Annotated in this window: 21 protein-coding genes, 1 tRNA gene and 1 riboswitch; of the genes, 15 read left to right on the top strand and 7 right to left on the bottom strand. The window is 67.5% G+C overall.

Translation table 11 applies throughout. The features are described 5' to 3' along the window. Positions 1–171 precede the first annotated feature (171 nt). The 10 genes from ACFXN1_RS07100 (at position 172) to ACFXN1_RS07145 (ending at position 12,229) form a co-directional block, all read left to right on the top strand. Positions 172–378: a cold-shock protein gene (locus ACFXN1_RS07100; protein ID WP_011206895.1), complete on the top strand. Its 207-nt coding sequence runs from the start codon at positions 172–174 to the stop codon at positions 376–378. Between the two features lie 315 nt (positions 379–693). Then, the gene (gene topA, locus ACFXN1_RS07105; protein ID WP_379435577.1) at positions 694–3,576 is read left to right on the top strand and encodes a type I DNA topoisomerase; all 2,883 of its coding nucleotides are present in this window, start codon (positions 694–696) and stop codon (positions 3,574–3,576) included. A gap of 111 nt (positions 3,577–3,687) precedes the next feature. Continuing rightward, positions 3,688–4,194 (top strand): DinB family protein, encoded by a 507-nt coding sequence (locus tag ACFXN1_RS07110; RefSeq protein ID WP_354831537.1) that lies wholly within the window; start codon positions 3,688–3,690, stop codon positions 4,192–4,194. Between the two features lie 42 nt (positions 4,195–4,236). Further along, positions 4,237–5,451 carry a DNA polymerase III subunit delta' gene (locus tag ACFXN1_RS07115; protein WP_379393447.1) on the top strand — a complete coding sequence of 405 codons (1,215 nt, stop codon included), beginning with the start codon at positions 4,237–4,239 and terminating at the stop codon, positions 5,449–5,451. 82 nt (positions 5,452–5,533) lie between these two features. Then, a tRNA-Thr gene (locus tag ACFXN1_RS07120) sits at positions 5,534–5,609 on the top strand. A 476-nt stretch (positions 5,610–6,085) separates the two neighbouring features. After that, the gene (locus tag ACFXN1_RS07125; RefSeq protein ID WP_379435552.1) at positions 6,086–6,907 is read left to right on the top strand and encodes an FAD binding domain-containing protein; all 822 of its coding nucleotides are present in this window, start codon (positions 6,086–6,088) and stop codon (positions 6,905–6,907) included. 16 nt (positions 6,908–6,923) lie between these two features. Continuing rightward, positions 6,924–9,641: a molybdopterin-dependent oxidoreductase gene (locus tag ACFXN1_RS07130; protein ID WP_379435550.1), complete on the top strand. Its 2,718-nt coding sequence runs from the start codon at positions 6,924–6,926 to the stop codon at positions 9,639–9,641. Between the two features lie 15 nt (positions 9,642–9,656). Beyond that, entirely contained in the window at positions 9,657–10,628 is a 972-nt protein-coding gene (locus ACFXN1_RS07135; protein WP_379435549.1) for an antibiotic biosynthesis monooxygenase, read from the top strand. Positions 10,629–10,646: 18 nt separating this feature from the next. Continuing rightward, on the top strand, positions 10,647–11,732 hold the full coding sequence (locus ACFXN1_RS07140; RefSeq protein WP_379435547.1) for a hypothetical protein: 1,086 nt from the start codon (positions 10,647–10,649) through the stop codon (positions 11,730–11,732). Next, entirely contained in the window at positions 11,732–12,229 is a 498-nt protein-coding gene (locus ACFXN1_RS07145; protein ID WP_379393493.1) for a nucleoside deaminase, read from the top strand. Before ACFXN1_RS07140 ends, ACFXN1_RS07145 begins: the two co-directional genes overlap by 1 nt. Before the next feature lie 72 nt (positions 12,230–12,301). Here ACFXN1_RS07145 and ACFXN1_RS07150 read toward each other — a convergent pair whose 3' ends face one another. Both ACFXN1_RS07150 and ACFXN1_RS07155 read right to left on the bottom strand, forming a co-directional pair. After that, positions 12,302–13,366, bottom strand: a complete 1,065-nt coding sequence (locus ACFXN1_RS07150; protein WP_379435546.1) for a diacylglycerol kinase — start codon at positions 13,364–13,366, stop codon at positions 12,302–12,304. A 24-nt stretch (positions 13,367–13,390) separates the two neighbouring features. After that, the gene (locus tag ACFXN1_RS07155; protein WP_379383355.1) at positions 13,391–14,179 is read right to left on the bottom strand and encodes an SDR family oxidoreductase; all 789 of its coding nucleotides are present in this window, start codon (positions 14,177–14,179) and stop codon (positions 13,391–13,393) included. A 149-nt stretch (positions 14,180–14,328) separates the two neighbouring features. Between ACFXN1_RS07155 and ACFXN1_RS07160 the strand changes: the two genes are divergently transcribed. Continuing rightward, positions 14,329–14,958: a TetR family transcriptional regulator gene (locus tag ACFXN1_RS07160; protein WP_379393497.1), complete on the top strand. Its 630-nt coding sequence runs from the start codon at positions 14,329–14,331 to the stop codon at positions 14,956–14,958. A gap of 69 nt (positions 14,959–15,027) precedes the next feature. Here the strand turns inward: ACFXN1_RS07160 and ACFXN1_RS07165 are convergent, their stop codons facing one another. Beyond that, positions 15,028–15,603, bottom strand: coding sequence for a hypothetical protein (locus ACFXN1_RS07165; protein WP_379435544.1), 576 nt, complete (start codon positions 15,601–15,603; stop codon positions 15,028–15,030). Positions 15,604–15,724: 121 nt separating this feature from the next. Here ACFXN1_RS07165 and ACFXN1_RS07170 point away from each other — a divergent pair, with 121 nt between their 5' ends. After that, positions 15,725–16,183, top strand: a complete 459-nt coding sequence (locus tag ACFXN1_RS07170) for a DUF2752 domain-containing protein (protein WP_379463521.1) — start codon at positions 15,725–15,727, stop codon at positions 16,181–16,183. Positions 16,184–16,201: 18 nt separating this feature from the next. After that, positions 16,202–16,390, top strand: a complete 189-nt coding sequence (locus ACFXN1_RS07175) for a hypothetical protein (RefSeq protein WP_379383349.1) — start codon at positions 16,202–16,204, stop codon at positions 16,388–16,390. Positions 16,391–16,406: 16 nt separating this feature from the next. Here the strand turns inward: ACFXN1_RS07175 and ACFXN1_RS07180 are convergent, their stop codons facing one another. After that, entirely contained in the window at positions 16,407–17,720 is a 1,314-nt protein-coding gene (locus ACFXN1_RS07180) for an aminotransferase class V-fold PLP-dependent enzyme (protein ID WP_379435541.1), read from the bottom strand. 56 nt (positions 17,721–17,776) lie between these two features. Continuing rightward, positions 17,777–17,890: riboswitch (SAM riboswitch) on the bottom strand. Between the two features lie 489 nt (positions 17,891–18,379). On the opposite strand from ACFXN1_RS07180, the gene ACFXN1_RS07185 reads away from it, so the two are divergent. Further along, complete coding sequence (locus ACFXN1_RS07185) at positions 18,380–19,039, top strand: heme oxygenase (biliverdin-producing) (protein ID WP_379435540.1); 660 nt, start codon at positions 18,380–18,382, stop codon at positions 19,037–19,039. Between the two features lie 153 nt (positions 19,040–19,192). Beyond that, positions 19,193–19,831 (top strand): LysE family translocator, encoded by a 639-nt coding sequence (locus ACFXN1_RS07190; RefSeq protein WP_379393505.1) that lies wholly within the window; start codon positions 19,193–19,195, stop codon positions 19,829–19,831. A 13-nt stretch (positions 19,832–19,844) separates the two neighbouring features. Here the strand turns inward: ACFXN1_RS07190 and ACFXN1_RS07195 are convergent, their stop codons facing one another. From ACFXN1_RS07195 to ACFXN1_RS07205, 3 genes are all read right to left on the bottom strand, one after another. Further along, positions 19,845–20,393 (bottom strand): flavin reductase family protein, encoded by a 549-nt coding sequence (locus ACFXN1_RS07195; protein ID WP_379383341.1) that lies wholly within the window; start codon positions 20,391–20,393, stop codon positions 19,845–19,847. A 76-nt stretch (positions 20,394–20,469) separates the two neighbouring features. Then, a complete protein-coding gene (locus ACFXN1_RS07200; RefSeq protein ID WP_354831494.1) occupies positions 20,470–20,943 on the bottom strand; it encodes a YbaK/EbsC family protein in 474 nt (157 codons plus the stop codon). A 40-nt stretch (positions 20,944–20,983) separates the two neighbouring features. Then, positions 20,984–21,298, bottom strand: a complete 315-nt coding sequence (locus ACFXN1_RS07205) for a 2-oxo-4-hydroxy-4-carboxy-5-ureidoimidazoline decarboxylase (protein WP_379393509.1) — start codon at positions 21,296–21,298, stop codon at positions 20,984–20,986. Between the last annotated feature and the right edge of the window lie 5 nt (positions 21,299–21,303).

Below are 21,303 nucleotides of genomic sequence, written 5' to 3' on the forward strand. Positions count from 1 at the left end.
AGCTTCTGTGTTCGAGGGAACGGATCGAAAGTCCAAACCATCAGCAGGATCGATGTTGCGAACGGTGTACTAGGTGCTTTCCTGCAGGGGGAACAGAGTACAGCGGTCTCAACGGACCCGGTGGATGAACCCAGTTGTCCGCCGTTCCGGTATGGAAAGAGAAGGAACAGAATGGCACAGGGAACTGTGAAGTGGTTCAACGCGGAGAAGGGGTTCGGCTTCATCGCGCCCGAGGACGGCTCCGCTGACGTCTTCGTCCACTACTCCGAGATCCAGGGGTCGGGCTTCCGCACCCTCGAGGAGAACCAGAAGGTCGAGTTCGAGGTTGGCCAGGGCACCAAGGGCCCGCAGGCCACTGGTGTTCGCGCGCTCTCCTGAGCGAGCCAACCCCTCAGGTTCCGTCCCCCATCGCCCCCGGCGGTGGGGGACGACCCATATCTGGACCCATTACACTCGATCACGATCAGGGGCTACATCGTCGCCGTGCACCAGCCACGGCCTTCGAACACGGTATAAACGTTGCTGGCAGCGATATCGGACATCGCGGCCGTTTGCCCCAGCCGCGTAGAGCGCGTACACCAGCGCCGACGCGGATCGAGATGAAAGGTGTGTTCGCCGGTGGCAACACGAGACCGCGGTGCAGCGCCGAACCCCCAGGCAGCGCCCGACCAGGGCCGTTCCCTGCGTCGTCTCGTGATTGTCGAGTCGCCGACGAAGGCCAAGAAGATCGCCCCCTACCTGGGCCGCGGCTATGTCGTGGAGGCCTCGGTCGGTCATATTCGGGACCTGCCGCGGGGTGCGGCGGATGTGCCCGCCAAATACAAAGGACAGCAGTGGGCTCGGCTCGGCGTGGATGTCGATCACGATTTCGAGCCCATTTATGTGGTCAGCCCCGATAAGAAGGGGAAGGTCAGTGAGCTGAAGAGCCTGCTGGCCGATGCCGACGAGCTCTACCTCGCCACCGACCCCGACCGCGAGGGCGAGGCCATCGCCTGGCACCTGCTGGAGACGCTCAAGCCCAAGGTGCCGGTTCGGCGCATGGTGTTCCACGAGATCACCGAGCCCGCCATTCAGGCCGCCGCGGCCGATACCCGTGAGCTGGACAAGGATCTGGTCGACGCGCAGGAGACGCGGCGCATCCTGGACCGGCTCTACGGCTACGAGGTCTCGCCGGTGCTGTGGAAGAAGGTCATGCCGCGGCTGTCGGCGGGCCGGGTGCAGTCGGTGGCGACGCGCGTCATCGTGCAGCGCGAGCGGGAGCGCATGGCGTTCCGGTCCGCGGAGTACTGGGATATCGCGGCCAAGCTGGACGCGGGCGGGCGCGGGCAGGAGGACCGCGGGAATCCGCGGGTCTTCGGTGCGCGGCTGGTCAGTGTCGAGGGCGCTCGCGTGGCGACCGGTCGCGATTTCGGATCCGACGGACAGCTGAAATCACAGGGTGTCGTCGTACTCGACGCCGGCTATGCGCAGCGGCTTGCGGAATCGCTGCACGGCGTGGACTTCACGGTTTCCTCGGTGGAATCCAAGCCGTACACGCGAAAGCCGTACGCGCCGTTCATGACCTCGACGCTGCAGCAGGAGGCCGCGCGCAAGCTGCGTTTCACCTCCGAGCGCACCATGCGGGTGGCGCAGCGGTTGTACGAGAACGGTTACATCACTTATATGCGTACCGACTCGACGACTTTGTCGGAGTCGGCGATTCAGGCGGCCCGGGCGCAGGCCACGCAGTTGTACGGCGCGGAATACGTGAGTCCCACACCGCGGCAGTACACCCGCAAGGTCAAGAATGCGCAGGAGGCGCACGAGGCCATTCGTCCCGCAGGCGACACCTTCGCCACACCGGGACAGTTGCACGCCAAGCTCGACGGCGACGAATTCCGTTTGTACGAGCTGATCTGGCAGCGCACGGTGGCCTCGCAGATGCAGGACGCGCGCGGCACCACGCTGACGGTGCGCATTACCGGCATCGCGAATAGCGGTGAGGAGTGCGTGTTTTCGGCGTCCGGCCGGACGATCACCTTCCCGGGATTCCTCAAGGCGTATGTGGAGAGTGTCGACGAGGAGGCGGGCGGCCAGTCCGACGACGCCGAATCGCGGCTGCCGGCGCTGACCGAGGGCCAGGGCGTGACGGCCGTCGAGCTCGAGCCGGACGGGCACACCACCAATCCGCCCGCACGCTTCACCGAAGCTTCGCTGATCAAGGCGTTGGAAGATCTCGGCATCGGCCGTCCTTCCACCTATTCCTCGATCATCAAGACGATTCTCGACCGCGGCTACGTGTACAAGCGCGGGAGCGCGCTGGTGCCGTCGTGGGTGGCGTTCGCGGTGATCGGGCTGCTGGAGGAGCACTTCGGGCGGCTGGTGGACTTCGACTTCACCGCCGCCATGGAGGACGATCTCGACGCCATCGCCGGTGGCCGCGAGCAGCGCGGAAACTGGTTGTCCTCCTTCTATTTCGGTGGCGATCACGGTGCCGAGGGTTCGGTGGCGCGGTCGGGCGGCCTGAAAAGGATGGTGGGCGAACGACTCGACGGCATCGACGCGCGAGAAGTCAACTCCATCAAGCTCTTCAGCGATGACGAGGGCCGCGATGTGGTGGTCCGGGTCGGCAAGTTCGGGCCGTACCTGGAGCGCATGGTCGTCAATCCCGATGACCCGGACGGGAGTCCGGTGTCGCAGCGGGCCAACCTGCCCGACGATCTGCCGCCGGACGAGCTGTCGCCCGAGGTCGCGGAGAAGCTGTTCGCGACTCCGCAGGAAGGTCGCTCGCTGGGCACCGATCCGGCGACCGGGCACGAAATCGTCGCCAAGGAGGGACGTTTCGGCCCCTACGTCACCGAGATCCTGCCGGAGCCTGCGGAGGATCTGGACACCACTGCGAAGAAGACCGCCAAGAAGGCGGCCGACAAGCCGAAGCCGCGCACCGGGTCGCTGTTCAAGTCCATGAGCGTGGAGTCGGTGACCCTGGACGACGCGCTCAAGCTGCTGTCGCTGCCGCGCGTGGTGGGTGTGGACCCGTCCTCCGGGGACGAGATCACCGCGCAGAACGGGCGATACGGGCCGTATCTGAAGAAGGGCACGGACTCACGCTCGCTCACCGGTGAGGATCAGATCTTCACGGTGACGCTGGAGGACGCGCTCAAGATCTACGCCGAGCCCAAGCGGCGCGGCGGGCAGTCGGCCAGTGCGCCGCCGCTGCGCGAGCTGGGTGTGGACCCGGTGTCGGAGAAGCCGATGGTGATCAAGGACGGGCGGTTCGGCCCGTATGTCACCGACGGTGAGACCAACGCCAGCCTGCGCAAGGGCGACGAGGTCGAATCCATCACCGACGCACGGGCTTCGGAGCTGCTGGCGGACCGGCGGGCGCGCGGGCCGGTGAAGAAGGCCGCGAAGAAGACCGCCAAGAAGGCGGCCGCGAAGAAGACCGCGGTGGCCAAGACCGTGGTCAAGAAGGCGGCGGCGAAGAAGGCGGCGGCCAAGACGGCTGACGGCGTCACCACCAAGAAGGCAGCGGCGGCCAAGAAGACCCCGGCCAAGAAGGCGGCGGCGAAGAAGACCGCGGCCTCGCAGTCCTGACCTGATCGAAGCGCCCCTCACGACGGGGGCGCTTTGCTTTTCGGCCGGTGTGTCTGTCGGTGGCCTGCCGTAGCGTGTAATCCGGAACACGCACCAGCGGAAGGACATTCGATGACCGTCGACCACGAGCGTGAAGAACTGATCAAGATCCTGGACAGCCAGCGCGAGCTGTTCCGGATCACCGTCCGCGGCATCGACGACGAGCAGGCGCGCCAGCGCACCACGGTCAGTGAACTCACCCTCGGCGGTCTGCTCAGCCATGCGGTGAATATCGAGCGGCACTGGACCACCATCCTTGTCGAGCGCGACCCGAACTCCGAATTCGATGTCTCCCGAATGGATTCCGAGTATCGGCTGGATCCGGAACAGACGGTCGCTGGCCTGCTGGCCGAGTGGGAGGTGGTGGCCGAGCACACCGGCAAGCTGATCCGCGAGCTACCCAACCTCGAGGATTCGGTGCCGACGCCGACCGCGCCCTGGGCGCCGGAGCGGCAGTGGCTCACCGTGCGCTACATCCTGCTGCACATCTTCCGGGAGATCGCGCACCACTCCGGGCACGCGGACATCATCCGCGAGGCCCTGGACGGCGCGAACACGACATATCAGCGCGCGAACTGACTCCCGGCCGGGCTGTCGGGGGCGGCGGCTAAGGTGGTCGGCGTGGCGGGTGTCTTCGATCGGCTGGTCGGCCAGGGTGCGGTCGAGTCCGAGTTGACGGCTGCGGCGGTGGCGGCGCGGGGTGGGGCCGGATCGTCGTCGGCCATGACGCATTCGTGGTTGTTCACCGGGCCGCCCGGATCGGGGCGGTCGGTCGCGGCGCTGTGCTTCGCGGCGGCGCTGCAGTGCACGGACGAGGGGACGCCCGGATGCGGGCGGTGTCACGCGTGCACGACCACCATGGCCGGGACACACGGCGATGTGCGGCGGGTGGTGCCGGAGGGTTTGAGCATCGGAACCAAGGAGATGCGCGAGATCGTGCAGGTGGCGTCGCGGCGGCCGAGCACCGGGCGCTGGCAGGTGGTTGTGGTCGAGGACGCCGACCGGTTGACCGAGGCGGCGGGCAATGTGCTGCTCAAGGTGGTGGAGGAGCCGCCGGAGCGCACGGTGTTCCTGCTGTGCGCGCCGTCGGTGGATCCCGAGGACATTTCGGTGACGCTGCGATCCCGGTGCAGGCACGTGCATTTGGCGACGCCGTCGGTGGATTCGATCGCGCGGGTGCTGCACGAGCGGGACGGGCTGGACCAGAAGACCGCCGGCTGGGCGGCCTCGATCAGCGGTGGACATGTCGGGCGCGCCCGGCGGCTGGCCACCGACGACCAGGCCCGGGCCCGGCGCAAACGAGCCCTCGCGCTGGTCACGGCGACCGCCCGGCCCGCAGCGGCGTATGCGGCCGCCGACGAACTGGTGAAGTCCGCCGATGACGAGGCCAAGCAGGTCAGTGCCGAGCGCGACGGGAAGGAACGCGAGGAACTGGCCACCGCGCTGGGCGCGGGCGGCACGGGTAAGGGCACCGCCTCGGCGACCCGCGGTTCCGCCGGTGCGCTGAAAGACCTGGAGAAACGCCAGAAGTCGCGGGCCACCCGCACCGGGCGCGATGCCCTGGACCGGGCCCTGATCGATGTCGCGGGCCTGTACCGGGACGCGCTCGCGGTCCGATTCGGCGCGGCCACCGCGGATTCCTCCTCCGGCGTGACCCTCACCCACCCGGACATGGCCGACCAGATCCGCGAACTCGCGACCGATGTCCGCCCCGAGGGCCTGCTGCTCTCCATCCAGGCGGTGCTCGACTGCCGCGAGGCCCTCGAGACCAATGTGAAGCCGCGCTTCGCCCTCGCCGCCATGGCCGCGGCCCTGATCGCGGCCCGTTCCGCCTGACCCGGGCGTGTCCCCGATCACCGCGAGCTCCCGTTTTCGCGATTCGGGCGCGAGACGATAGACTCGCACCGCCGGAAGGCACGCCGCCTTAGCTCAGTCGGTAGAGCGCTTCACTCGTAATGAAAAGGTCGGGGGTTCGATTCCCCCAGGCGGCTCCAAACAAGCAGGTGGAGAGCGAATCCCGCTCTCCACCTGCTGTCGTTTCGGGATCGAATCCCGGTGCGGCGGCACCGGGGAACCGCGCGGATCGAAATCGTCTGCCTGGCATGCGAACTCATTGCATGCGTGCGGAGGCTTGCCCTGTGTGATCATGACGCGGGCCGCCCGTGGAACCCGGCGGCCGGTCGCGGAACACCGATCCGAACCCGGTCTGGCCGATGCGTCAGCTCCACGAAAGATCCAGGTCAACCCGCCGTCAGCGCATATCGTTGCGCGGCGGAGGTCGCCTGGTGATCAACCATCCACGGATATTGACAGTATCTCCCGCTCAATGTCAGTCTGGGAAAACGCGATCATGATTCATTGCGAACAAATCACTCGGTGAACCCGTGTGAGAAGAGTTTCCAGAATCGACCCGGAACTCTACGGTCAGTCTGTTCAGCAGCGCCTGACGGCGTGTCGGCGGAGGGCTCGTATGGATCTGAACACCGTCGTCGACGTCCTCCGCCCACCTTCCGACCGGCCGGGTGCGGACTGGCACACCGGAGACGCGTGGCTGGCCGGGGGCACGTGGCTGTTCTCCGAGCCGCAGCCGAACGTCCACAGGCTGGTCGACCTCACCGAACTCGGCTGGCCTCACCTGGTGGCCGACGGCGAGGGCCTCGAGATCGGCGCGACGTGCACGATCAGGGAGCTGCACGAGTTCGTACCGCCGGCCGGTCGGCCGGCCGGCAGCTTGCTGCGCACCAGCTGTGAAGCCTTCCTGGCGTCGTTCAAGATCTGGAATGCCGCGACGGTGGGCGGCAATATCTGTATGTCCCTGCCGGCCGGACCGATGATCACTCTGACCGTGGCGCTCGAGGCGACCTATCGCGTGTGGGCCGCGGACGGAACCGAGAGAACGATCGCGGCGAAGGATTTCGTCCTCGGCAACCATCGAAATGCGCTGTGGCCCGGGGAAATCCTGCGAAGTGTGCACATTCCCGGTGACGCTCTGCGCAAGCGCCACACGCACCGGCGATTCACCCTGACCAAGCTCGGCCGTTCCACAATATTCATGGTCGCGACCCAGACACCTGGCACCCGTGATCTGTTGCTCACCATCACGGCGGGCACCACGCACCCGGTTGTGCTGCGGTTCGACACCGTGCCCGATGCCGACACCCTGCAGGACCACATCGACGCGATACATGCCGATGTCTGGTTCGCCGACCCCAACGGCACGCCGGGTCACCGTAAGCACCTGGCCAAGCACTACGCCGAGGAGATCCGGGTCGAACTTGGCGGCTTGCGGTGAAATCCGGAGGCTTGCGATGAGCTATGTCGTCAACGGGAAGACGTTCTCCCAAGAGCCGCCCCCCGGTCAGTGCCTGCGGACTTTCCTGCGTCAGCTGGGCTGGTTCGGGGTGAAGAAGGGGTGCGACGCCGGTGACTGCGGCGCATGCACGGTCTGGCTCGACGGTCGTCCGGTGCACAGTTGCCTCACGCCGGCGTTCCGTGCCGACGGCCATGAGGTCACGACGATCGAGGGGCTCGGTTCACCCGAGGACATGCACCCGATGCAGCGGCAGTTTCTCGAGGCCCCGGGATTCCAGTGCGGCTTCTGCACAGCCGGGATGATCATGACGGCATCCGCCCTCACCGACGAGCAGAAGCAGGACCTGCCGCACGCGTTGAAGGGAAACCTGTGCCGCTGCACCGGCTATCGGGCAATCGAGGACGCGATCAACGGCGTGGCCGGCATCGAAGTCGCCGCACCGGGCCGGGCGATCGGCACCAGTGTCGGTACGCCGGCCGGGGCCGACGTGGTGACCGGGCGCGCCGAGTACACGATGGACACCGAGCTGCCCGGGATGCTCCATCTGAAGGTGCTGCACTCACCCCATGCCCATGCGCGCATCGTCTCCATCGACAAGTCCGCGGCGCTGGCCGTGCCCGGAGTGCACCGCGTGTACACGTGGGAAGACGTGCCCCGGAGGCTGTTCTCCACCGCGATCCACACCGATCATCTCGTCGACCCCGACGACACCTACATCCTGGACAACGTGGTGCGCTTCGCCGGCCAACGGGTGGTCGCGGTGCTGGCCGAATCGATCGGTGCCGCGGAGGAGGGCTGTCGCAAGGTCGACGTCGATTACGAGGTGCTGCCGGCGGTATTCGATCCCGAGCAGGCGATGCAATCCGGTGCGCCGCAGCTGCACGAATCCCACGACCCGTTCGTGCAGGACCCCGTGCACAACATCCTCGTCGAGTTACACGGCGAAATCGGCGATGTCGCACAGGGATTCGCCGCAGCCGACGTAATTCACGAAGGCACGTACTTCTCACCGCGGGTGCAGCATGCCCATCTGGAGACGCACGGATCGATCGCCTGGATGGAAGCGGGCCGGCTGCACGTGCGGACCAGTTCGCAATCGCCGTGGATCGCGAAGGGGAAGCTGGCCCACCTGTTCGACCTGCGACCCGATCAGATTCGGGTGTTCTGCAAGCGCGTCGGCGGCGCCTTCGGCGGTAAGCAGGAAGTGATCAGCGAAGATCTGGTGGCGCTGGCGACGCTGGACACCGGCCGGCCGACGTGTCTGGAATACACGCGCGAGGAGGAGTTCACCACTGCCTCACCGCGACATCCGATGAAGATCACGGTGAAGCTGGGGGCGCGGTCCGACGGAACACTGACCGCTTTCGAGTTCCGCAATGTCTCCAATACCGGTGCCTACGGCAATCACGCCGGCGAGACGTTGTTCGCCGGAGGCGGCGCGATCGCGGCGTACCGCTGTCCCAACAAGAAATTCGACGGCTACTCGGTCTACACCAACACCGTGCCCAGTGGTGCACTGCGCGGTTACGGCATGACCCAGCCGGTCTTCGCGGTGGAGTCGGCGATGCACGAGCTGGCCGTCGCCCTCGGCATGGATCCGCTGGAGTTGCGCCGCCGCAATATCGTTCGGCCCGGTGACGCGTTGCTGTCGATCGAGGACGAGGCCAACGACGTAGCGTTCACGGAGGATGGACTGGCCGCGTGCATCGACCGGGTCGACGCCGCGCTGCGTGCCCACCCCGACGGGCAGGCGCTGGGGGAGGACTGGCAGATCGGCACCGGCACAGCCGCGTCGATGCACGAAACCGCACCGCCGACCGAACATGTCTCGGTCGGGCTGGCCACCCTCGGCGACGACGGCATCTATGAGATCGCCGTGGGCACTGTGGAATTCGGTGAGGGGACACCGACGGCGCACGTGCAGATCGCCGCGGCCGAGCTGGGCACCACGCCGGCACGGATCCGGCTCGTCCAGGCCGACACCGACCGCACGGGTTTCGACACCGGCGCATTCGCGAGCGCGGGTCTGTTCGTGGCCGGCAATGCGGTGCAGCGGACGTCCGCCGCGTTGCGCGACCGGATTCTGCGCTTCGCCGCCACGCATACCGGGGTCGACTTGGCCGCGTGCGTCATGGATGACGATGCCGTGCGCTGTGGCGACACCCGCATCGGATTGACCGAATTGGCGGCGGCCGCCCGCCGCCGGGGTACGCGGTTGACCGAATCACGCAAGGCGTACGGGTCGCCGCGCAGCCTCGCCTACAACACGCAGGCCTTCCGAGTCGCGGTGCATCGCGTGACCGGTGAGATCCGCATCCTCTACAGCGTGCAGGCCACCGACGCCGGAGTGGTCATCAACCCGGCACAGGTGCGCGGTCAGATCGAAGGCGGTGTGGCACAAGGACTCGGCTTCGTGCTGACCGAAAACTATCTCGTCGACGAAAACGGCGTCATGACCAATCCGACGCTGCGCAACTACCGCATACCGACCTACGCCGACACTCCGCGCACCGAGGTGATCCTGGTCGGCTCGACCGACTCGGTGGGTCCGGCGCGGTCCAAGGGGATTGCCGAGTGCTGCATCAACCCGGTCGCACCGGCACTGGCGAACGCGGTATATGACGCGACCGGCGTCCGATATCGCGAGCTGCCGCTCACTCCCGACCGCATCTTCAGGTCCCGGCAACCGGTCCGGTTGACCTCGACCGGCTGAGTGCCGGAGACATCGATGACCCGCGAGCAGTCGGCCATCAACGCCGCCACCGTCATCATCGGCGAAACGGTCCGGCCCGGCTGCGAAAAAGCTTTCCTCTCCTGGCAGCACGGGCTGAACAGCATGGCGTCGCACTATCCGGGATTCATCGCCGCCGAGGTCAACCCGCCGACAGCCGTGCAGCCGCAATGGTCGGTGATCTACCGCTTCGACTCGATCCCGAATCTGCGCGCGTGGATCAACAGTGCCACGCGTCAGGACCGGCTCGCCGAAGGACGGCGCTACCTCGACGGCGCACCCACGCAGCAGATCGTGACGGGCGGGGCCGCGCCCCCCGACACCCTCGTCACGGCCGTGGTGACCCATCGGGTCCCGCCTGAGCACATCGACGAGTTCCTGGCCTGGCAGGAGCGACTTCGGTTGGCGGAGAACAAGTTTCCGGGCTTCCGCGGTGCCGAGATCTTCCGGCCGATCGAGGGCGTGCAGGACGAGTGGACCATGCTCTACCGCTACGACACCGCCGCTGACCTGGACGGGTGGCTGACCTCGGCCGAGCGCCGGCAGTTGCTCGACGAAGGGAAGCGGTTCAGCGACTTTCGATTACGCACGATCGACAACTCGTTCGGCAGCTGGTTCGCATTCGACGAACATGGGGGCCGGGCGCGGACGCCGTCGCGGACGAAGACGTCGATCGCGGTGTGGGTCGGCCTGTATCCGACGGTCGTGCTGCTCACCTTGGCGCTGGCTTGGGCGCGGCTCCCGCTGTGGCTGGGCATGGCGATCGGAAACCTGTTGTCCAGCTTCGTCATGACCTTCGTGACGATGCCTTTCTATGTGAATCCATTGCTCGAACGGTGGCTGCACCCGGACCCCGAAGCGCCGACCACGGCGACCAATATGCGGGGCGCTCTGTTGATTGCCGCGGTGATGGTGTTCTGGGCGGTCGTGTTCTGGCTGGTGACCGTCGTGTTCTGGAAATTGCCGTGAGAAGGAGGAGTGATCGTTATGGCCGAATCCAATGGCCACGCAGTCCCGGAATTCATGCGCCCGGTCGTCGCCGACGAGCCGCCCGCGAGTGCGCGCACCGTCGCCGAGCACGCGGTCCTCGCGTTGAACGAGTCGATGTTGCAGCTCTACGAAACATCCCTGGTGAAATTCAAGCAGAACATGCGCGACCAGGTGCCCATCATCCTGGCGCTGTTCACCGGCGAAGGCGGGCAGATGATCCTCTACCGGCCCGGCCGGGAGCCCGAATACGCGCCGCCGGTGCCGATCGTGTACCAGCTGGCGAAGTCGGTGGGCCACAGCACGATGGCCATCTACGAGATCGTCTCACCGTACCTGTTCGATGCATACGCGAATCAGCTGTGGCGAGCCCCGCTCGAGATGTATCGGGCGCAGCATCGGCCGGCCCTCGAAGGCCTTGACGCCCTGGATATCTCCGAGGACGATCGCTCCCTCCTCCGGGCCATTCTGCAGCGCAATCTGACCTTCATGGACGAGTGCCTCGCGCAGGGTGGTTACAGCTACGACGAAGTCGAGAAGTACATCCGCGGCGTCGTACCGTATTCGGCCAAGTCGATCGGCATCGGCTCGGGCGCCCAGGTGGGCCATTGGATGAACGTCATCGAAGGGTGGAAGGAGCAACTCGGCACGGACTGGGAGCGCACCTACGCGGTCAGTAATTCGTTGTACATCGCACGGCAGAACAACATCCTGTACAGCATTCTCGTCCAGTTCATGGGCACCGAGACGATGGGTGACCGGTTGCTGCTCGTCGAGACACCGGAATTCGAGACCACACCCGAGAAGATGCTCGACGTGCTCGGCCGCATCGTCGCCGACCGTTCGCTCGGCATGGTCTTCTTCCGCGACTACTTCCTCATGGATGTCGAACTGCTCGGCGGTGGCGGCCGGGCGGCCATCGAGCGGGAGATGGCCGAACGGGGCAAGAAGGCATTGCTGCCGACTCTGGCGCCCTTCCATTCCAACGATTGGCCGTGGAAGACGGACCCGGCCAAGGGAACCGGCCCGGCGCGGATGGAAGACGTTGCCGCGGGCGCGGTGATTCGCCCGGAATCGGTCGGCTGATGACGGATTCGACCAGGGATTTCGTGCAGCGCACCATCGAGATCGCGCGTACCAGCGTCGCCGAGGGCGGACTGCCGTTCGGGACCGTCGTCGTCAAGGACGGTGAAATCCTCGCCGAAGGCAGGAATTGCGTCCAGGCTACTCACGACCCGACCGACCACGCGGAGATTCGCGCCATCCGCGAGGCGTGCCGGAAGCTGGGCACGGAGTACCTGACCGGATGCACGGTGTACGCCATCGCCCATCCGTGCCCGATGTGTCTGGCGGCGCTGTATCACTGCGCGCCCGATCAGGTCGTTTTTCTGGCCACTCGCGAGGATTGCGCGCCATATCTGGCCGGCGGAAACGACAAGTACTTCGAACCCAGTACTTTCTACGGTGAGATCGCCAAGCCCTGGGACCAGCGGCGTCTGCCCATGCGCTACCAGCCGCGCGATGACGCCATCGCGGTGTACAAGCTCTTTCGGGAACGCAAGGGCGGTGATCAAACGTCATGAGCGCGACGGCCGGACGATGCCGACGACAAAGGTGAGGACCGTTGTCGGTCCTCACCCTTTCTCGTCGGGGGATCAGGAGACCAGGCCGCGGCCGGTGGTCAGGGGGAGATCCATGGCGGTCAGGAGGCCGGGGCGGGATTGGACCACGGCGGGGATGGCGCTGACCAGGCGGGCCGCGGTGCCGACGACGCCGGCTTCGGCGTGGTCGCCGTTGCTGTAGAGCTGGAGGTCGAGGAGGTAGTCGGGTTCGCCCTTGACTTCGACTCGGTAGCAACCCTTTCCGGCCGGTTGGGGCCAGTCGGGGGCGAGGTCGGGGTGCAGGCGGGTGGTGTGTTCCAGGGTGAGGACCTCGCGGCCCTTGCTGATGCCGTGCACCTGGAAGCGGAGGGCGGCGGCGGTGCCGGCGGCGATGGTGCGACTGCCCACCTTCAGCTCTTCGCTCGCGGGCAGGCGCTCGAAATGCTGTGTGACGGAGTCGAGTTCGATGTCGAGGGCGGCGGCCAGCTGGCGGATGACACTGCCCCAGGCGAGGGTGAGGACGCCGGGCTGGAGCAGCAGCGGCAAGTCGTCGAGGGCGCTGCCGAAGCCCATGATGTCGAACAGGACCTTGGGATTGTCGTAGGTGGAGTAGTCCATCACCTCCGAACAGATGATCTTGTCGATGCGCTCGGAGCCGCTGGACAGCAGCAGTGGCAGCCAGTCGTTGGCCCAGCCGGGGTCGATGCCGTTGACCCACAGGGAGGCGCCGCCCTCGTTGGCCGCCTCCACGATCGGGGCGATGGCCTCGTCGGGGAGGGTGCCGTAGGGGAACTGCAGGAAGACGGGGCTGCTGGAGACGACATTGATGCCGGCGCGGAGGAAGGTCTTCAGATCCTCCACCGCCTCCATCAGGCGGTCGTCGGCCATGGCCGTGTGGACGATGCAGTCGGGCTTCAGGGCCAGGAGCGCCTCGGCGTCCTGGGTTGCGGTGACGCCGATCTCGCGGTCGAGACCGGCCAGCTCGCCCGCGTCCTTGCCGGCCTTGGCGGCGCTGGATACCCAGACGCCGACCAGGTCGAGCTCGGGGCGGGCGATAATGGAGCGCAGGGTGCGGCGGCCGACATTGCCGGTGCTCCACTGGACTACGCGGTACTTCATGGGAAACTCCTGCGGCGCGGCGGATTACAGGTCGGGGATGGGAAGGTCCAGGTTGGGTGCGGCGATGCCGCCGTCCACCTCGAGCACCTTGCCGGTGATGTAGCCGCCCGCGCGGGAGCTCAGGTAGACGATCGCGGCGGCGATCTCCCACGGCTCGCCGAGCCGGTGCAGCGGGGTGGCGTCCTCCATCTGCTGCTTGATCTCCGGTTGCTGCGCAACGACTTCCAGCGCGGAAGTGAGCACCGAGCCGACCGCGATGGCGTTCACCCGGATGCGGGGGGACAGGTCGGCGGCGGCCAGCCGGGTCCAGTGCGCGAGGGCGGCCTTGGCGGTGCCGTAGGCGAGGAAGCCGCGGCCGGGGGAGCGGCCCATCATCGAGGAGATATTGACGACCGAGCCGCCGTCGTTCTTCAGCATGTGCGGCACCGCGGCCTGGGTCAGGGCGTGCGCGGTGGAGACATTGAAACGGAATGCCTCCTCGAGGAATTCGGGGGTGGTGGTGAGGAAGGTGTTGGGCATGGTGCCGCCGACATTGTTGACCACGATGTCGATGCGGCCGAGTTCGGCGGCGGCGGTTTCGGCCAGCGCGGTGACGGCGGAAAGATCCGACAGGTCCGCGGGGACCGTGATGGCGCGGCGGCCGAGCGCGTGGATCTTGCCCGCCACCTCGTCGAGCTGAGCGGCGGTGCGGGCCGAGATGGCCACGTCCGCACCGGCTTCGGCGAGGGCGAGCGCGGTGGCGGCGCCGATGCCGCGGCCCGCGCCGGTCACGACGGCGACGCGGCCGTCCAGTCGGAAGGTGTCCAGGATCATCGCGAATTCAGTCCTTCTGGGAGTGACGACAGTCACAAGCAGCCTTAAGCATTTATTCTTAATCGTCAAGGATAAGTTCTTTATCCGCTGGTGAACAGCTATGGTGCAGACTGTGGCAAGGATCAACAGGTGGCAGTGACGGTGTCCGAATGGCAGTGACAGAAGCGCGCGAGCGCATCATTCTCGCGGCGGAGCAGCTGATCGCCGAGCGCGGACAGGCGGTGCCGCTGCGCGATATCGCGGCAGCCGCGGGGCAGCGGAACAACTCGGCGATCCAGTACCACTTCGGCTCCCGCGACGGGCTCATCGAGGCCGTGGTCGAACACCGGCTGGCCACCCTGGAGGTGCGGCGGCTGGAACTACTGGCCGAACAGGCCGGAACGGGCGCGACCGGCGTGCACGACCTGCTGGAGGCACTGGTCATCCCCATGCTCGAGCTCAGTGACCGGCACGGCATCAATCACTACGCGCGGTTCCTCGAACAGATCCACACCCATCCGGCCGTCACCGACGCGGCCAATCTGGAATCCGCGCGGCGCACCTCGGTGCGGGTGATCATGCAGCAGCTGGAGCGGGAACTCACAGACCTGCCGAAACGGTTGCGGCTGCGGCGGTTACGCGCCTTGCCGACCGTGCTGTTCGCATTGCTGGCCGACCACGAGCGGGCCGTGGAGGCCGGGCGGGTGGCCGCGGGGGACGTGACCGCGTGGGGGGAGATCGTGGACATGCTCGCGGGGGTGCTGACCGCGCCCGTGGTGGAGCGCGCGCCGATTCGCTGACGCCGGAACGCGAACGGCCCGCCCCGGATCGAATCCGGTACGGGCCGTTCGGAAACCGAGCGCGGTGGACTAGCGCTGGTGTGGCTGGGGGTAGTTCGGCGGCTGCTGGTAGCCGCCCTGCTGCGGGTGGCCCGGCTGCTGGTAGCCGCCGGACGGCGGCGGGTAGCCCTGCGGCGCATACGGATTCGACGGCTGCGCAGCATAGCCGGGCTGATTCGGCGCGGGGTAGCCGGGCTGGGGTTGCGGAGCCGGGTAGCCCTGCGGCGCGAACCCCTGGGCTCCGCCCGGCGCGGCCGGACCACTGGGCGGCGGCAGGTAGCCCTGATCCGGCGCACCGGTCGGCGGCGGAAAGGAGCCGACCGGGGCGGGGTAGCCGTGGACCGGGGTGTTCGCCTGGTCGTAGGGGCTCGGCGCCGGTGTGTACCCCGGCGGTGTGTACATGGGCGCGGCGGTCTGCTCGTTCTCCCGCTTCTTCTTGAGCGCGAACCAGACGCCGCCGCTGACGAGAATGACGGCCAGCAGGCCGATGAGGCCGAACGCCCGGTCGACGACGTTGACGCTGACCCTGATGGCGATGATCATGACGATGGCGCCGACCACGGCGATCGCGCCGCGTGCCCGGCCGCCACCTTGTGGCTGTGACATGAGTGGAATTCCCCCGAACTCGAAAACGATTGCCGGGGCAGCATACCCAAACACGCTCGACTTCTCCCTGGTGCGAAGTTCGGTGCGACCTGGCAGGGCGGTGGTGGTGCGGCTACCGTTGATGGTCGTGGACACCACGACAGCAGCAGTCATGGAAACGCCCGCCCGGCCGCGGTGGCTCGGCGTGGGGCTACCGCTGCTGGCCGGTGGGGCGGTGGCCGGCGGGCTGGCGCTGCTGCACTTCAGGGATCCGCATGTGCAGGGGGCCTACGGGGTGTGCCCGTTCTACGAACTGACCGGATACTGGTGCCCCGGCTGCGGCGGGTTGCGCGGGCTGCACAACCTCACCGATGGCCGGATCCTCGACGCCATCCACAGCAATGTGCTGCTGCTCCCGTTGACACTGGGCTTCATCGCCTGGTGGGGCGCCTGGGTGGTGCGCGGGTGGCGGGGCAATCCGGTGCCGCCGCGACTACCGCAGGTGCTGCCCAGGTACGCGGTGTGGGTGGCCCTGGCATTTCTCCTGGTTTTCACGGTTGTGCGGAACACACCGTGGGGTGGTTGGATCGCGCCGGTTTAGGCGGGGCATGCTCTGCGTATGAGCGATTCGCTGAAGGAGCGCGTGCGGCAGAAGCTGATCCGCCAGCTCGAAGAGGATGGGCCGCCGGACCCCGATCAGGAGGACACCCGGCAGCTCTCCGTCCAGGACGACCTCGAAGTGCTCGACGCGGTGGCCGACGACGATCCACTCGTCGAGGTGCTCGCGGCCCGCTACATGGTGCCCTGACCGGTTCAGGGCCGGTTCAGAAACCGCAGGCCGCCCCACCCTCGGCCGAACTGCCGAAGGGACGGGTCTCGGGGACCGGGTTCCAATGTCCTTCGGTCCGGGCGTAATTCCACGCCGGGCCGCGCGCCACCAGGGTCGCGATGGCCTCGACGAGGCGGTCGACGTCGGCGGCGGTGGTGCCCAGGCCGATGCTGGCGCGCAGGGCGGCATCGACACCGAGGCGGGACAGCAGCGGGTGGGCGCAGAAGCGGCCGTCGCGCACCCCGATGCCGTGCTCGGCGGAGAGGTAGGCGGCCACCTGGCCGGGCTCGAAGCCATCGACGGTGAAGGCGACAATGCCGACCGCGTCTGTGCTGTCGCGCCAGATCCGCAGGAAGTTCACGCCCGGAACGGTTCTCAGGCCGTAGCGCAGGCGGTGGGTGAGGTACTGCTCATGCTCGATCACGGTGGTCTCGTCCAGCTCGGCGAGGGCGTCGCAGGCCGCGGCCAGGGCGGCGACGCCCAGCACGTTCGGGGAACCGGCCTCGTGGCGCTGTGGGGCGGGGGCCCATTCGACGCCCTCGGTGCTCACCGAGCGCACCGCGCCGCCGCCGGCCAGGTAGGGCTCGGCCGCGTCCAGCCAGTCCCGGCGGCCGACCAGCACGCCCGCGCCGAACGGGGCGTAGGTCTTGTGGCCGGAGAAGGCCAGGTAGTCGATGCCGGTGGTGCGCAGGTCGATTCGGCGATGCGGGGCCAGCTGGGCGGCGTCCACCAGGATGCGGGTGCCGCACTGGTGGGCGATCCAGGCCAGCCGCTCCAGCGGCAGCAGTTCACCGGTCACATTGGAGGCGCCCGTAACCGCCAGCAGCGCAGCGGGTTTCGAGCACAGCTCGGCGACCAGGCGCTGGATGGTCTCCTCGATGGTGTCCGCGACCGGAACCACCCGGCGGCCGCGCCGGGTCCAGGGCAGCAGGTTGGCGTGGTGCTCGACGTCCAGCACCACGGTGTCACCGGGCACGCAGGCGGCGAGCAGGTTCAGTGAGTCGGTGGTGTTGCGGGTGAAGACCACCACCTGGTCGTCGGCCGCGTTCAGGAAGCGGGCGACCGAACCGCGGGCCGACTCGTAGCAGTCGGTGGAGACCCGGGAGGCGTAACCCGCGCCGCGGTGCACGCTGGCGTAGTAGGGCAGCAGGTCCGCGACCCGGTCGGTGACCTGCCGCAATGCGGGTGCGCTGGCGGCGTAGTCGAAGTTGGCGTAGCCGGCCGTCCCGCCCTGGACCAGCGGGACCCGCAGGTCACAGCCGGAGACATCGGCGAGGGCGGCACAGGTCTGGTCGGCGAAAGCAGTCATCACGAAATCCCGTCGGGTTCATGGACACGCGATCGGGAAAACAGGAATCGATCGAGAGTCCGCGCTTGCCGCGCCCGGTCGGGCGTCGGCCCGGTCGTCACCCGGAGCACCCCACCGCGGAGGAGGGTTGCCGACCAGCAAGCCGGGGCTTCGCGCTGGTACTCATGACCTGATCGCAGAGATTGGCAGACGAATCGCGGGCTTGTCAACCCTGACCCGCGCGGCCCGACGGGGTCAGACCTTCTCGGCCCAGACGCATCGTTCGAGGTCCGGAACCCGTCCGCCGCCCCGGCCGGCGGGTGCGAGAAAGCGCTCGGTGTATTCCGCACCGAAGTCCTGCCGGATGTAGCTGAAGATCAGGCTGCTGCCCGCGGATGCGGATGGCGGAGATGTTCGACGATTACGGGCCGCAGCGGCTCGCGGTGCTGGTCGACTACTTCGCCCGGGCTGCCACTGCACTGCGGGAGACCGCACAGTGGCTGCAGCGGACCTGAGAGGGTGTGGCGAACGGCACATCCGTTTCGGAAAAATCGTCCGAAAGTTGGATCGGGTGGGCCGCAAAGTTCGAATCGCGCGAACGTTGCTGGGGCGTATGGTCGGAGTCTGAGTTAGGGTAGCCAAAGTGGGGTGCCCCCGAGTTGACCACGAGGAGCCCGACCATGCTGGAGACCAGCACCCCGTTCTCGACGCTCATTCGCACCGCGACCGAGCAGCAGCACAACGAGGCGGAACACTCCACGTTCATGCGCGACATGCTCGGCGGGCAGCTCGGGGTGGAGGCCTTCTACCGGTACACCGCCCAGCTCTGGTTCGTCTACGCCGCCCTCGAAAAGCGCTCCGCCGCACTGGCTTCTGACCCGGTCGCGGGTCCGTTCGTCAAGCCGGAACTGGCGCGGCTGGCCGCGCTGGAGGCCGACCTGGCCCACCTCGGCGGCGCGAACTGGCGCGATGAACTGACCGCGCTGCCCGCCACCGCCGCCTACGCCGCCCGCATCGAGGAGTGCGCGGGCGACTGGCCGGCCGGCTATGTCGTCCACCACTACACCCGCTACCTGGGCGATCTCTCCGGCGGCCAGGTCATTCGCGGTACCGCCGAGAAGCTGTGGAACCTGCCCAAGAAGGGCGACGGCGTGCGGTTCTACGTCTTCGAGGACATCGCCAACCCGGCCGCGTTCAAGCGCGACTACCGCGAGGCCCTCGACCAGCTTCCCCTCGACGGCCCCGAGGTCGATCGCGTACTCGACGAGGCGCGACTGGCGTTCACGATGAACACTGACCTGTTCCGTGAGCTGGGTGCGGAATTCAGCGCGCGGAACTGAAACTCGCAACCCCGAAGGTCGCCGACCCCCGTTGATCGACAGGGGCGGCGGCCTTCGTCATTTCCGCGGGGCGTCGTTGACCCTGTTCGTCGGGGGCAGGGTCGGCGATCTCACCCTTGCGCCGGGCCGCGGTGATGGGTTGCCATGGAGGGCATGAGTTTTCCGCTGCTACTGAGTTTCGTGGGGTTGTGTGTGCTGCTCGCGCTCACACCGGGGCCGGATACCTTTCTGGTACTGCGATTCTCGATGGCCGGATCGCGACCTGGAATCGCGGCCGCCGTGGGCTCGGCGTTCGGCGGGATCGTGTGGGCCACCGTGGTCGCGGCCGGGGTCGCGGCGCTGCTGGAACAGTCGGCGACCGCGTATCGCACGCTCAAGGTGATCGGCGGAATCTACCTGGTGTACCTGGGCGTTCGGGCGCTGCTGGCGCATCGGCGCGGGCCGGGCCCGGCGGCCGGCGGGGCGGATGTCGCGGTGGCGCAGGGCGCGCCGGCGTCGCTGCGCTCGGCGTTCGCTGCTGGATTGCTGTCGTGTGTCTTCAATCCGAAGGTGGGATTGTTCTACCTCGCGGTGCTGCCGCAGTTCCTGACCCGGGTGACATTCCTCAACACGCTCACGCTCGGGGCCATCGAATCCAGTGTCGCGGCAATCGAAATGATCCTGCTGGCGGTGGCTGCCGCACGGGCGGTGGAGTTGCTGCGACGGCCGCGCGTTCGGGTGCGGCTGGAGCAGGCGAGCGCGGCGATCCTGGCGGCGCTGGGCATCGGCACGGCGGCCTCGGCCGCGGCCTGAGTCGGCGCCTGAGTCAGTCGGCGATCTCGGCGCGGTGGTATGCGCCGTTGTAATACACCAGCGGGCCGACCGCCGGGGAGTTCTCGGTGTTGTCGTTCACCTGGGTGACCAGGCCGATGACCAGGGTGTGGTCACCGATCGGGAGGAGCTGATGGACCGTGGCGCGGACCCAGATGGGCGTGCCGTGCAGGACGGGCTCGCCGCTGCCGAGCGTCGTCCAGAGGGACCGGTCGGTAAAACGCTCCTCGGCGGTCCGGCTGAACCGCTGGGCCAGATGCTTCTGATGCTCGCCGAGGAAATGCACCACCAGCGATTCGGCCCGCAGCATGGCCTCGATGCTGGAGGAGGTCTCGGCGATATTGAACGAGATGAGCGGCGGCTGTGCGGAGAGCGAGGCGAACGAGGTGGCGGTGAAGCCCACCGGACCCTGGTCGGACTCGAGCGTGACGATGGTGACCCCGGCCGGATAGTGCCGCATGGCGGCGCGGTACTGCTGCGCGGTAATGCCGCTCAGATCGTCGGGCACGTGTAGCTCGGTGCCGGGCGTCGGGGAATCGCTCACGTCACGAAACTACGTGGTCGAGCGCCCGGTTATTCCACCTGTAGGAAATTGCCAGGTCCTCGCCGGTAGGTGGTGCTCAGTCCACGTCGATGGCCAGGCCCGCGGTGATCCGGACCAATTCCCCGAAGGTGGTGCGGAACAGCGTGTTCGGATGCCCGCCCGCGGCCCACAACTCCTGATACTGCGACAACGCCGTGTCGACGAAGGTCGGCAGATTGGTCGGGTGCCCGAGTGGGGCGACACCCCCGATGGGCTGCCCGGTCACCTCGCGGACCATGGCCGCGGGCGCCCGGGAGAGCGTGCCCTCGAGGCGCTCCCCGGTGCGGCTCAGATGCACCTGGTGCGCGCCGGACACCAGCAGCAGCACCGGATCGTCGTCGAGCAGGAAGACCAGGGATTTGGTGATCGCCCCGACGGTCACGCCGAGCGCGTCGGCGGCTTCCTGTGCGGTGTGGGTGGGACTGGGCTGGGTGATGATCACCCCGTGATGGCCGCGCGCGATCAAGGTGTCGGAGACCTTCGAAGCGACCGGTGGCAGGGACCTGCGCATGGCAACCAGGGTAGAGCGATTGCGGTGGATGTGCCGGGGATCAATAGTCGGGATAGCCCTCCTCCGGGCCCAGCAGCTCGGTGAGGCGGTCGCGCACGATCGGGGCCAGCTCCTCGACGGTGCGCTGCGAAACCCACTGGTGCGCACAGGAATCGAAGACCCGTTCCAGGTCGATCGCGGACAGGGCGTGCAGCTCCGCCGCGGCGGCCGTCTGGAGTGCGGCATGGCCCGGGTACGGGCGGCCGTCGGCGATCTTCTGGGCCCAGGTGACATTGCAGCAGCATTCGTAGAGGGCATGAATCGCGCGGCGGCGGGGCAGCGTATTGAAGCGGTCGAGGCCGATTCCGTGATGCATCAACA

The sequence above is a fragment of the Nocardia sp. NPDC059154 genome (assembly GCF_042755705.1).
Taxonomy (GTDB): Bacteria; Actinomycetota; Actinomycetes; order Mycobacteriales; family Mycobacteriaceae; genus Nocardia.

Bases quoted from the DNA above. Each gene is read 5' to 3' on its own strand.
- ACFXN1_RS07100 (WP_011206895.1), top strand. From the start codon at position 172: ATGGCACAGGGAACTGTGAAGTGGTTCAACGCGGAGAAGGGGTTCGGC.
- ACFXN1_RS07110 (WP_354831537.1), top strand. From the start codon at position 3,688: ATGACCGTCGACCACGAGCGTGAAGAACTGATCAAGATCCTGGACAGC.
- ACFXN1_RS07125 (WP_379435552.1), top strand. From the start codon at position 6,086: ATGGATCTGAACACCGTCGTCGACGTCCTCCGCCCACCTTCCGACCGG.
- ACFXN1_RS07130 (WP_379435550.1), top strand. From the start codon at position 6,924: ATGAGCTATGTCGTCAACGGGAAGACGTTCTCCCAAGAGCCGCCCCCC.
- ACFXN1_RS07135 (WP_379435549.1), top strand. From the start codon at position 9,657: ATGACCCGCGAGCAGTCGGCCATCAACGCCGCCACCGTCATCATCGGC.
- ACFXN1_RS07140 (WP_379435547.1), top strand. From the start codon at position 10,647: ATGGCCGAATCCAATGGCCACGCAGTCCCGGAATTCATGCGCCCGGTC.
- ACFXN1_RS07145 (WP_379393493.1), top strand. From the start codon at position 11,732: ATGACGGATTCGACCAGGGATTTCGTGCAGCGCACCATCGAGATCGCG.
- ACFXN1_RS07150 (WP_379435546.1), bottom strand. From the start codon at position 13,366: ATGAAGTACCGCGTAGTCCAGTGGAGCACCGGCAATGTCGGCCGCCGC.
- ACFXN1_RS07155 (WP_379383355.1), bottom strand. From the start codon at position 14,179: ATGATCCTGGACACCTTCCGACTGGACGGCCGCGTCGCCGTCGTGACC.
- ACFXN1_RS07160 (WP_379393497.1), top strand. From the start codon at position 14,329: ATGGCAGTGACAGAAGCGCGCGAGCGCATCATTCTCGCGGCGGAGCAG.
- ACFXN1_RS07165 (WP_379435544.1), bottom strand. From the start codon at position 15,603: ATGTCACAGCCACAAGGTGGCGGCCGGGCACGCGGCGCGATCGCCGTG.
- ACFXN1_RS07170 (WP_379463521.1), top strand. From the start codon at position 15,725: ATGGTCGTGGACACCACGACAGCAGCAGTCATGGAAACGCCCGCCCGG.
- ACFXN1_RS07175 (WP_379383349.1), top strand. From the start codon at position 16,202: ATGAGCGATTCGCTGAAGGAGCGCGTGCGGCAGAAGCTGATCCGCCAG.
- ACFXN1_RS07180 (WP_379435541.1), bottom strand. From the start codon at position 17,720: ATGACTGCTTTCGCCGACCAGACCTGTGCCGCCCTCGCCGATGTCTCC.
- ACFXN1_RS07185 (WP_379435540.1), top strand. From the start codon at position 18,380: ATGCTGGAGACCAGCACCCCGTTCTCGACGCTCATTCGCACCGCGACC.
- ACFXN1_RS07190 (WP_379393505.1), top strand. From the start codon at position 19,193: ATGAGTTTTCCGCTGCTACTGAGTTTCGTGGGGTTGTGTGTGCTGCTC.
- ACFXN1_RS07200 (WP_354831494.1), bottom strand. From the start codon at position 20,943: ATGCGCAGGTCCCTGCCACCGGTCGCTTCGAAGGTCTCCGACACCTTG.
- ACFXN1_RS07205 (WP_379393509.1), bottom strand. From the start codon at position 21,298: ATGCATCACGGAATCGGCCTCGACCGCTTCAATACGCTGCCCCGCCGC.